At 71.8% G+C, this 11,670-nt stretch carries 6 protein-coding genes; 2 read left to right on the top strand and 4 right to left on the bottom strand.

The window, feature by feature from the left end; translation table 11 throughout:
* Nucleotides 1-6: 6 nt before the first annotated feature.
* Complete coding sequence (locus ACQ0O7_RS06355) at nt 7-1,263, bottom strand: amidohydrolase (RefSeq protein ID WP_430780806.1); 1,257 nt, start codon at nt 1,261-1,263, stop codon at nt 7-9.
* Nucleotides 1,264-1,661: 398 nt separating this feature from the next.
* Here ACQ0O7_RS06355 and ACQ0O7_RS06350 point away from each other — a divergent pair, with 398 nt between their 5' ends.
* Together ACQ0O7_RS06350 and ACQ0O7_RS06345 are read left to right on the top strand one after the other, a co-directional pair.
* Nucleotides 1,662-3,623 (top strand): protein kinase domain-containing protein, encoded by a 1,962-nt coding sequence (locus tag ACQ0O7_RS06350; RefSeq protein WP_430780805.1) that lies wholly within the window; start codon nt 1,662-1,664, stop codon nt 3,621-3,623.
* A 23-nt stretch (nt 3,624-3,646) separates the two neighbouring features.
* Nucleotides 3,647-5,287 carry a phospho-sugar mutase gene (locus ACQ0O7_RS06345; protein ID WP_430780804.1) on the top strand — a complete coding sequence of 547 codons (1,641 nt, stop codon included), beginning with the start codon at nt 3,647-3,649 and terminating at the stop codon, nt 5,285-5,287.
* A 40-nt stretch (nt 5,288-5,327) separates the two neighbouring features.
* On the opposite strand, the gene ACQ0O7_RS06340 is transcribed toward ACQ0O7_RS06345, so the two are convergent.
* The 3 genes from ACQ0O7_RS06340 to ACQ0O7_RS06330 are packed head-to-tail and all read right to left on the bottom strand — an operon-like array spanning nt 5,328 to nt 11,498.
* Nucleotides 5,328-6,014: a GOLPH3/VPS74 family protein gene (locus ACQ0O7_RS06340; protein WP_430780803.1), complete on the bottom strand. Its 687-nt coding sequence runs from the start codon at nt 6,012-6,014 to the stop codon at nt 5,328-5,330.
* Nucleotides 6,015-6,031: 17 nt separating this feature from the next.
* Complete coding sequence (locus ACQ0O7_RS06335) at nt 6,032-9,370, bottom strand: CDP-glycerol glycerophosphotransferase family protein (RefSeq protein ID WP_430780802.1); 3,339 nt, start codon at nt 9,368-9,370, stop codon at nt 6,032-6,034.
* Nucleotides 9,363-11,498, bottom strand: a complete 2,136-nt coding sequence (locus tag ACQ0O7_RS06330; protein WP_430780801.1) for a bifunctional glycosyltransferase/CDP-glycerol:glycerophosphate glycerophosphotransferase — start codon at nt 11,496-11,498, stop codon at nt 9,363-9,365. Before ACQ0O7_RS06330 ends, ACQ0O7_RS06335 begins: the two co-directional genes overlap by 8 nt.
* Between the last annotated feature and the right edge of the window lie 172 nt (nt 11,499-11,670).

The raw sequence follows: 11,670 nt of genomic DNA, 5'->3' as shown, positions 1-11,670 counted from the left end.
CACGACCTAGAAGGCTCCGGTGGAGAGGGCGGCCAGCGCGGTGTGCGCCATCACCCGCACCCCGTGCGCGATGCAGGTCTCGTCCACGTCGAAATCGCCCTGGTGCAGGTCGTGGCGCACGTCCGAGCCGGGCCGCCCGGTGCCGAGCCGGATCATCGCGCCCGGCACGTGCTCCAGGTAGAACGAGAAGTCCTCGCCGCCCATGCTGAGCTCGGCCTCGACCACCCGGTCGGGACCGAGCGCGGCGCCGGCCGCACCGGCGATGACGGCCGAGGCCATCCGGTCGTTGATCACCGGCGGGACGCCCCGGACGTAGTCGACCTCGACCTCGACCCCGGTCGGCGCGGCCACCTCGTGGATCAGCCGGGTGATCAGCTCCTCGGCCTGCCGCCAGGCGTCCCGGCTGAGGACCCGGACGGTGCCGCGGACGTGCCCGGCGCCGGGGATCGCGTTGAACGCCTGCCCGGCCTGCACCGCGCCCCACACCAGCGACAGCCCGGCCCGCGGGTCCATCCGGCGGCTGAGCAGCGACGGCACGTCGACGATGATCCGGCCGAGGGCGTGCACCAGGTCGGCGGTGAGGTGCGGCCGGGCGGTGTGCCCGCCGGGGCCGGTCAGCCTGACCTCGACCGCGTCGGCGGCCGCGGTGAACGGCCCGGAGCGGACGCCGACCAGCCCGGACGGCAGCTGCGGGTAGCAGTGCAGCGCGTAGATGGCATCGACGTCCTTGAGCCCGCCGGCCGCGATCACCTCGGGCGCGCCGGACGGCATCGCCTCCTCGGCCGGCTGGAAGATCAGCCGCACCCGGCCGGGCAGCAGGCCCTGATCGTTGAGCTGGGCCAGCGCCATGCCGAGACCGAGCACGACGGTGGTGTGCACGTCGTGGCCGCAGGCGTGCGCCTGGCCGTCGACGGTGCTGCGGTAGGACACGTCCTTGAGGTCCTGCAGCGGCAGCGAGTCGATGTCGGCCCGGAACGCGATGGTGCGCGGGCCCTCGCCGATGTCGCAGATCACCCCGTTGCCGCGCGGCAGCAGGCGCGGGCTGAGGCCGGCGACGGTCAGCTCCCGGGCGATCAGCGCGGCGGTCTCGAACTCGGAGTGTGACGGTTCCGGGTGGGCGTGAATGTGCCGCCGGATCGCTACCAGCTCGGCGCCCCTCGCAGCGAGCCAGCGGTCCAGCCGGCCGGGGAGCGGGTCGGTGCCGGGCATCTGCCCGGGCCACGACGTATCGGCGCCTTCCGGCGCCTCCAGAGCAGTAGTCACGTCGGCTTCCGTATCACTCTCGAACTTCGTCGGGTTTCGCAATGCGCGACAGCTTAGTCCTGATCCAGGTAACGCTGTGTAACGGTCGCGTAAAGAGGTGCGGGCACACGGGAGGTCGTCCCGGCCCGCCAGCCCTTCAACGGGTAGTGGATCGCGCAGGTGACGCGACACACCACCGGTACGTCGATCGACGTGGCGACTCTATTAGTACAACGTTAAGTCGTCCCCACTTGCGGTGCGGGGTATTCCACCGGCGATCACCGACTCACCGCCACACCTCGACTACACAGGGTCGAAGTGTCATGAACAGTGACGCGGTGCCTTTCGTTCCGGCCCTCCCTGCGGGCAAGATAGCCTGGTTGGCCGACAGCCCCTATACCCCCTCGGTGGCATCCTCAGTGACTCAAATTCCGACGTGGAGCGGTGGGAACTCGTCTCCAACCAGCGGACGCGCAGCCCCTGGCACGCTCATCGGCGGGCGGTACACCCTTCGCGCCGCGGTTGGCCACGGTGGCATGGGCACGGTGTGGCGCGCGGCGGACACCCTGCTGCGCCGCGACGTGGCGATCAAGGAGGTCATCCTCCCGCCCGGTCTCGCCCCCAGCGACCGTGACGCGATGTATGAACGGACCATGCGCGAGGCCCGGGCCGCGGCCGCGCTCCAGCACCCGGCGGTGGTGCAGGTCTACGACGTGGTGCACGAGAACGGCCGCCCGTGGATCGTGATGGAGCTGCTGGACGCCCGCAGCCTCGCCGACATGGTGATCGAGGACGGCCCGGTGTCCCCCCGGGTGGTCGCCAAGATCGGCATCGCCCTGCTCGGCGCGCTCGAGGTCGCGCACGCGCACGGCGTCCTGCACCGTGACGTCAAACCGGCGAACGTGCTGATCTGCGGCGACGGCCGGTGCGTGCTGACCGACTTCGGTGTCGCCCGGATGCCCACCGACGTGCAGCTGACCACGCCGGGCATGGTGCTCGGCTCGCCGCACTTCATCTCGCCGGAGCGGGCCATGGGCCACGACTTCGGCCCGCCCAGCGACCTGTTCTCGCTCGGCGTCACGCTCTACACCGCGATCGAGGGCCGGCCGCCGTTCGACAAGGGCGACCCGATCGAGACCATGCACTCGGTGGTCGAGGACCCGCCCGCCCCGGTGGTGCGGGCCGGCTCGCTGACCCCGGTGCTGATGGGCCTGCTGGAGAAGAACCCGGCCCAGCGGATGGACGTGCAGACCGCCCGGACCATCCTGCGGCAGCAGCTCGTCGGGCCGCTGGCCAGCAAGAACCCGCCGCACATGATGACCGACCCGTACTCGGTCGTCCCCGCGTCCCGGCCGACCAGCCCGCCCACCCCGCCGCCGGCCGCCGACACCCAGCCGATCCCGCCGCAGCCCAGCGGCCAGATCGGCGGGCGCGCGATGCTGGCCGCCGACGAGTCGCTCACCGACCACCTGGCCAAGCTGGAACAGCAGAACGCGGGGGGCCGCCGCCGCGCGCCCGAGCCGCCGGCCGCCCCGGTGTCCACGGTCAGCGTGCCGACCGGTCAGATGCCCTCCTTCAAGCTGCCGGACGGCGGCCGGGGCCGGAGCCAGGGCGGCAACGAGACCACCAGCGTCATCCCTCCGCAGAACTCGTGGGCCCAGCAGCGGGCCGGCGCCGCCCCGCGCCCGGGCACCGTGGTGGTGAGCCCGGCCGCCAAGCGGCGGGCCGGCGTCGACAAGGTGGTCGGCACCGCCCGGGAGGGCGCCGAGAAGGCGGTGGCCACGTTCCAGTCGTGGCCGCGCAACAAGCAGCTGATCTCCGGCGGTGCCGCCGCGGTGGTGCTGATCCTGGTGCTGGTCTTCGCGTTCAGCGGCGGTTCGGACGAGCCGGTCACGCCGCCCCAGGCCGCCCCGCCGCCGGCCAACGCCGCGGCCGCCGACTTCGAGACCCAGCCGTACAAGGGCAACGCCGCGGTCAGCGTGGACGTCCCGGCCGGCTGGACCCGCTCGGCCGGTGGCGTCTACGTCGAGTACATCGAGCCCGACGACAAGACCACCAAGGTCCGCGTGCTGGTGGAGAACGGCAAGATCGCCCCGACCAAGTTCGTCAACCAGACCGCCCCGGCCGGGCTGCGCAAGGGCAAGTCCTGCCCGGCGCCGTTCACCACGGTGGCCACCAGCGAGGTGACCATCTCCGGCAACCCGGGCGCCGAACTGGAGTACACCTGCGGTGCGGGCGCCGACATGCGCCACGGCATCTGGCGGATGACCACCGTCGGCAACAAGATGTACTCCTTCTTCCTCACCACCACCGACGCGAAGTACCCGGACTACAAGAAGTACTACGACGTCATGACCGAGACGTTCCAGCTCAACCTCTGACCGGCCTGTGCTATCAACTCCTGATGGCACCACAAGTTGATGTTGACCTGATCGCCCGCGCCGAGGCCTGGCTCGCCGACGACCCGGACCCGGTGAGCCGGGCCGAGTTACGCGCGGTCCTGGACGGGCTGCCCGGGACGGCCGCGGAGCTGGGTGACCGGTTCTCCGGCCCGCTCACCTTCGGCACCGCGGGACTGCGCGGCCGGTTGCGGGCCGGCCCGAACGGCATGAACCTCGCCGTCGTCACCCGGGCCGCCGCCGGCCTGGCCACCTGGCTGGACGCGCGGGGCGGCACCGGGCCGCTGGTCATCGGATACGACGCCCGGCACGGTTCGAAGGAGTTCGCCGAGCGCACCGCGCGGGTCGCGACCGGCACCGGCCGCCAGGCGCTGCTGCTGCCCGGACCGCTGCCCACCCCGGTGCTGGCCTACGCGGTGCGGGCACTGGACGCGGTCGCCGGTGTGATGGTCACCGCCAGCCACAACCCGCCGCAGGACAACGGCTACAAGGTCTATCTGGGCGCTCAGCTGGGCGGTCCGGCCGGCGCGGGGGCGCAGATCGTCCCGCCGGCCGACGCCGGCATCGAGGCGGCGATCCGGGCGGTGCCGAGCGTGGCGTCGGTCCCGCTCGGCGATCCGGGCACGGTCCTCGGTGACGAGATCCTCGCCGGGTACGTCCGCGACGCCGCCGCCGTCCTCCGCCCCGGCGGCCCCCGCGACCTGACCATCGCGTACACCCCGATGCACGGGGTGGGCGGCTCCACCCTGGTCGAGGCGTTCACCGCGGCCGGGTTCCCGGCGCCCGCGGTGGTGGCCGCCCAGGCCGAACCGGACCCGGAGTTCCCGACCGTGGCCTTCCCCAACCCGGAGGAGCCCGGCGCGATGGACCGGCTGCTGGCCCTGGCCGGGACGGAACACGCCGACCTGGCGATCGCCAACGACCCGGACGCCGACCGCTGCGCGGTGGCGGTGCCCGGCCCGGACGGCTGGCGTCCACTGCGCGGCGACGAACTGGGGGTGCTGCTTGCCGATCATCTGATCCGGCGCGGTGTCCCCGGCCTGTACGCCACCACGATCGTCTCGTCGTCGCTGCTGGGCCGGCTCTGCGCGGCCCGGGGTGTGCCGTACGCGGAGACCCTGACCGGCTTCAAGTGGATCGTCCGGGCGGCCGAGGACCTGGCGTTCGGCTACGAGGAGGCGCTCGGCTACTGCGTGGCCCCGGCGATGGTCCGGGACAAGGACGGCGTCACCGCCGCGCTGACCGTGGCCGAGCTGGCCGCCGGACTCAAAGCCGAGGGGAGAACGCTGGCCGGGCGGCTGGACGAACTGGCCGCCGAGTTCGGGCTGCACGCCACCGACCAGCTGTCGGTCCGCGTCGACGACCTCGCCGAGATCGGCCGGGCGATGACCCGGGCCCGGACGAACCCGCCCGCCACTTTGCTGGGCGCGGCGGTGACCGAGGTGGTGGACCTGCTGCCGGAGAACGACGTGCTGACCTTCCGTACGCCGGCGGCACGCGTGGTGATCCGGCCGTCGGGTACCGAGCCGAAACTGAAGGCGTACCTGGAAGTGGTCGTGACGGGTGACCCGGGGACCACCCGGACCCGGGCGGCGGCCGACCTGGCGGCCCTCCGCGCCGAGATCGCGACCACGCTCGGCGTGTGACGCGACCGTCTCCCGGGGCGGCGAGCCCCGGGAGACGACGTCAGATCGGCTTGGGAGCGCCCAGGGCGGCCTGGATCGCCTTGCCCAGGGTGGCCACCACCAGCGCCACGCTGGGCCGCACGATGGAGTCCTCCAGGGACACGTCGCCGACGAAACCGGCGTTGCTGGCGATCTCGGCGAGCCGCTCGTGCGCCCGCTCCGCCTCGGCCGGCGGCAGTTTCAGCGCCGGCTCCATCCGCGCCGCGACGAGCAGGGTGGCCAGCGCGGCCGTCCGCTCGTCGGGCAGGGTGTTGCCGACCAGCGCGGCGGCCAGCCGGCTGCGGATCTCCGCCTCGTACGCCGGATCGCTGGTCGGGTAGCGGTGCACGTGGATGACACCCAGCTGGGTCTCGTCCACGTCCTGCACCACGCCCCGGGCGCACAGGTCCTCCAGCACCCGGGTCCGCAGCCGGTGCCGCAGACGCTGCAGCCACTGGGCCGGCGTGTGCGACTCCTCAGTCGCGATCTTGGACAGCACCGCGTCGGCGACCGGGTCACCGAGCGGCGTGCCGTCCACGACCTTCAGATATCCGTCGGCCGCGTACGCGACCCGGTTCGCCAGCGCGAGATCGATCAGGACGGCCGCTGCCATACCGAGATCGAGGCCGATCCGGGATCCGGTCGCTTTACCGCTCTGGTCGTCGTAGGCGAGAAGAAGCAGTTCCTCGGCGAGGGGGATGGACGTCATGCCCGAACGATAGTTGCTCAACGCCCGGCTGCCATCATCCAGTCGACGAGCTTTGACGCCGCGCCGCCCTCTCCGCCGGCACCATGTGTCGCCGCGAAGGCCTCCGCACGGTCCCGGTGCGCCGCGACGATCCCGGGGATGTCCTGCAGGGCGGCCGCCACCTCGGCGGACTCCCGCAGCAGCGGGCCCGGCGCGGATTTCTCCAGGTCCACGTTGAGACCCGGGGAGCTCTCGAACTCCTCCAGGTCCGGCACGTAGAGCAGAGCCGGCCGGCCGGTGCTCGCATAGTCCGCGAGCAGCGCCGAATAGTCGGTGATCAACATGTCGGTGGCGAGCAGGAGTTCACTCACCTGGGGGTACGCGGTCACGTCCAGCACCCCGTCGACCTGACCCAGCACGTCGTCCGGCACACCCGGGTGACGCCGCACCAGCAGCCGGTGGTTCGGCGGCAGCGCGGTGGCCACCCCGAGCAGGTCCAGCAGGCGGCCCGGGTCGCTGGCCCCACGACGGCGCAGGTCCGAGGGGCGGCGGGTGGGCGCGTACAGCACCAGGGTGGTGTCCTCCGGCAGCCCCAGCAGCTTCAGCACATGGGCGCGCGCGGCGGTCCGGCCGATCGTCGACAGCATGTCGTTGGCCGGCCGGCCGTACTCCAGGACCGTCCCGGTGAAGCCCAGCTCCTCGCGCAGCACCGGAGTGGCCGACGGACTCGGCGAGGCCACCGCGGTCCACGACGCCGCATCCGACTGCAGCTGCTCGATCAGGCTCTTGCCGAGCGGGTGTCCGCTGGCCAGGGCGCCGGAGCGGGCCACCGGCCAGCCACCGGCCAGCCGCAGCACCACCTGGCCGGGGGCCGGGCGGAACCAGAGCGGCAGGTTGTCGTTGGTGACCACCCAGCGGCTGGTGGCGAGCGCCGCGTACCACGCCTCACTGCCGTACGAGACCGGCTCGGCGTCGTCCGGCAGCGGCTGGCCGCGGTCCACGGTCCACAGCACCGGCGGCGCGTCCGGCCGGGACCGCAGCTCGGCCAGCAGGGCCGCCGGGTCGTCGAAGAAGCGCCGGCCGGGTGCCGCGTCGAGCAGCACCACGTCCCGCAGCGCGGGCCGGCCGGACGCCGGGAAGTACTGCTTGAACAGCCGGTCGTGCTCCTCCGGGCCGGTCTCCGGTGCGCTCAGGTAGATCACCGCGCGTTCGTACTGCCCGCGCCGGATCCGGCCGCGCACCCCGTCGTTCTCCGGGCCCTCCAGCGGCAGGCTGGCCAGCACCCCGGCGTCGAACGCCAGCGGCGTCGTCGTCTCGTGCCGGACACCGGGCGCCCGGAAGGTCAGGTCCCAGGTGCCGGCGACCAGTGGCAGCCGGCCGGCCAGGGTCGGCACCCCGGACGGGTCGACGGCCACCTCCCAGCGTCCGTCCTCCACCTTCAGCGGCAGGCCCAGGTCCTTGCGGCGGCCGCGCAGGCGCAGCAGCAGCCGGCCCTCGGCGGGCACCGGGCTGTCGCCGCTGAGCACCAGCACACCGTTCGGCTCCCAGCGGGCCCCGGTCACCACCGGGCCCTGCGGGCGGGTGCCGATCGAGACGCCCCGGTTGTGGTCGGCGACCGCGGTGAACACCTCGTCGGTGCCGTACGGGACACGCATCTCCCGGTAATCGGCGCCGGCCATCAGCCGGGTCGACTTCCCACCGGTCTCCAGGTCCAGGTAGAAGCGCTGCCCGTAGTGGCCTTCGGCGTGGTTGTCGTCGCGGACGTCCAGCGCGATCCGGTTCAGCGGCAGCCGGGCGGTGAAGTCGCGCCCGTCCGCGCCGATCTGGGCCGGCACCGTCTGCGCGACGATGCCCGCCGCCCGGCACAGCTGGATCTCGGCGGCGGTCTGCTTCTGCCGCAGCCGGCCCACCAGGACCAGGTCGTCGCCGTCCGGGCGGCTCTCGGTGAGCCAGCCGTCCGCCTTGATCACCGAGATCCGCAGCTGGCCCTTGGCGATGTTCGGCATCACCCAGACGCCCGGGGCCACCGGGATCTGCGGCAGCGGCTCGATCCAGTCGCCGGGCATCCGGACCACGGTCTTGCGCAGGTTCAGGCCCTGGGTCATCGCGGCCGCGACGGTCCAGTGCCCGGCCTGCCAGGCGTTGCCGATCCGCAGCGTCTCGGGCTTGATCCGGAGCACGAAGCCGCCGGGCTGGGACCGCGACCAGATCGGGACCTTGCGGCCGCTGGCCGGGTTGCTGGCCCAGAAGACCTTGAGCCGGCCGGTCCGGCTGGCCGGTGCCGCCGGGGACCCGACCGTGCCGGACAGCACGAGCCGGTCGCCCTCCCAGGTGAGGGCCCGGACGACCGCCTCCACCTGGGGCATCTTGACCGGTTTGGTGTTGAGCCGGTAGCCGTGGTCGATCAGCTCGATCAGCTCGGCGAACTTGTTCTGCTTGATCAGCTTCCAGTGCGGGCGGATCTCCGCGGGCAGCTGGGCGATCGCCGTCTGGTCGACCTGCTTCAGGTACGCCCGGGACAGGTCCATGAAGGTGGACTGGAACTCCGGCGTGGCCGACGGCAGGAACTTGAAGTAGTTGCTCAGCTGGTCCTGGATCGACAGCCGCAGGAAGTGCTGGCGCAGCTCCTCCTGACCGGCCCGGGCCAGCGCCTGCGAGGCCAGCTCGATCGAGTGGAACCGGTCCACCAGGTTGCGCAGGTCACCGCCGGACTGGGTGATCGACCGGACGGCGCCTTCCCGCAGCCGCCAGAAGTAGATCGTCCCGGCGACCACCGCGACCTTCTCGGCCAGCGCGTGCGCGGGCACCGTGACCGGGGCGTCCTCGTAGAGCCGGCCGACCGGGAACTCGAAGCCGTGCTTGTCGTAGAAGCTGCGGCGGAACAGCTTGTTCCAGATCGTCCGGTCGGCGAGCAGGACCCGCCGGGTGGAGACGTGCGCGTTCAGCTTGGTCTTGGTGATGGCGGTCTTGTGCGGGGCGCCGCGGTGGGTGCCGCGGGAGGTCAGCCGCACCACCCCGCCGGTGGCGAAGTCCGCGCCGTCGGCCAGCGCGCCGACCAGCAGCTCGTACGCGTGCGCGGCGAGCAGGTCGTCGCTGTCCACGAACGCCAGGAACTCACCGGTCGCGGCCGGCACACCGGTGTTGCGGGCCGCGCTCAGCCCGGCGTTGGCCTGCCGGATCAGCTGGAACCGCTCGTCGGCGGCCACATACTCCTCGGCGATGGCCGCGGAACTGTCGGTGGAGCCGTCGTCGACCAGGATGACCTGGAGGTCGGTGTAGGTCTGGGCCCGCAGCGAGTCCAGACAGTCCCGCAGGAACGGTTCCACGTTGTAGATCGGCACGATCACACTGACCAGGCCGGGCACCAGCTCAGACAAGGGGTTCCCCCAGGAAGACGCGCCGGACGACCCGCTCGGCGGCGTGGCCGTCCTCCAGCGAGCAGAACCGCTCCCGGAACCGCTCCAGGGCCTGCCTCGCTTCCGGACTGTCGATCGCACCGGACCGGATCGCCTCGACCAGCTCGTCGAAGGTGCGGGCGAACGTGCCGGGGTGACCGGCCTCCAGATCGAACGAGACGCCACGGACGGCCTTGTAGACCTCCCAGTCCGGGGCGAAGATGATCAGCGGCTTCCGCAGGATCGCGTAGTCGAACATGATCGACGAGAAGTCGGTGATCATCGCGTCGGACGCGATCGCCAGCGTCTCCACCGACGGGAAGGTGGACACGTCCAGCACCCGGGGGTGCCGCGGCGGGAAGCCGATCGAGTCGTAGAAGTAGTGGCCGCGCAGCAGCACCCGGACCTTCGGGCCGAGCGCCTCGGCCAGCTCGTCCACGTCCAGCGGCGGGGTGAAGACCGCATGCCACTCACGGTGCGTCGGGGCGTAGAGCACGACCTGCTCGTCCTCGCCCAGCCCGAGCTCGGCACGGGCCGCGGCGCGCTCCGCCGGGCCGGCCAGGGCCAGCCGGTCGTTACGCGGGTAGCCGGTCTCCAGGGTCTCGCCCTTGATCGGGAACTGGCGGTCCCAGAGCAGCGTGGTGTGCCGGTTCGGGGTGATGCTGAAGTCCCACTTGGCGAGGTTCATCCGCATCCGGTCGGGGTTGAAGTTGCCCAGCGACGCGGGGAACCGCGGCTGGTCCAGCCCCATCGTCTTGAGCGGCGTCCCGTGGTGGGTCTGCACCTGGATCGCGTCCGGCCGCTTCACCACGTCCGGCGGGAAGGTGGCGTTGTTGATCATGTACTTGGCGCGGGCGATCAGCCGGAAATACTCCTTCGTCCCCGGGTTGACCGTCGGCACACCCTCCGGCACGTCCCGGGCACCGGGCTTGACCACCCAGACACCGCGCACATGCGGAGCCAGCTCCTTGGCCTTCTCGTAGATCGCCGCCGGGTTGCAGGCGTAACCGCGGTACCAGTACGCCCCGTACACCGCCAGGTTCTCGTCGATCGGCTCCCGCAGCTGCTGCTTGTAGTAGATCTGCAGCGCCTTCTTGTCCCGGGCCGCCTTCGACTTGGTCCGGGCGCCGCGCACCTTGCCGATCACCCCGTCCACCGCGCCACGACCCCGGCGCAGCAGGCGGTACGCCGAATACTTGCCGTCGGCCAGCAGCTTCAACCGCATGCCGCCCAGCCCGCCCGGCCGCGGCGACACCCGGGTCTCGTGCCCGCGCAGCAGCTTGGAGATCTCGGTGAACATCGCGGGCCGGGCCTTCTCCGGCACCCGCGCGCCGTTCTCCATCAGCGTCAGCAGATCACCGATCACCCGGTTGAGGATCTTGCGACGGATCTTCGGATCGGCCTGCTCGACCACCGGCAGGCGCAGCGTCCGGTCCCACTGGCGGACCAGCTCGACATGCCGCTTCGACCGGCCGCGCAGCGAACCCTGCCGGTCCATCCGGTGGATGTAACACGGCGGCTCGATCATCGCCACGTTGCCGGCGTCGGCCGCGGCCAGCACCGCGTAGCCGAAAGCCATGTCCTCGTACCACTCGGTCTCGAACCGGATGCCCGCGTCGATCAGGAACTGCCGGCGCACCACCAGGCCACCCAGCGGCGGCGCGGCTGCCAGGATCGCGTCCAGACCGGTCCGGGCCTTCTTCGGCGTGACGAACCGGGACACCTTACGGTTCCAGCGCTCCCGCGCCACCCCGACCAGCAGCACGTCCGGCTTCTCCTCACGGAGCTTCGCCTCGACGGCCGCCAGCGCGCCCGGAGCGATCCGGTCATCACCGTCGACGAACCACACGTACTCACCGGTGGCGCGCTCCAGGCCGGCGTTGCGCGCGGCGCCCGGGCCGCCGTTGGTGTCCAGGTGGATCGCGACCACCCGGGGATCAGCCGCGGCACGCTCATCGATGATCTGGCCGCTGTGGTCGGTGGAGGCGTCATCGACCGCCACGACCTCCACGCCCTCGACCGATTGCTGTCGCAGAATCGAATCCAGACATTCGTTCAGATAACCCTGCACTTGCCACGCAGGCACAACTAAACTGGTCAAGTTCGGCATAGGTGGACGCAGACCATCCGTGTGACGTCGTTGAGGAAGCGCCCACAGTATCATCGACGCAAACCGAGACCGTCATTAAGATGACCATCGAACTTACGTCCTCATAACAACGGTTTTGCCTGCGCGAGCCGGGGTTCTCCGCCACCGAGAGGCGCATCCCTTCTGAGGCTAG

This window comes from Actinoplanes sp. G11-F43 (genome assembly GCF_050589265.1).
GTDB lineage: Bacteria > Actinomycetota > Actinomycetes > Mycobacteriales > Micromonosporaceae > Actinoplanes.
Note: the sequence above shows the minus strand (reverse complement) of the source record. Positions and strands in the feature narration are given on the sequence as shown.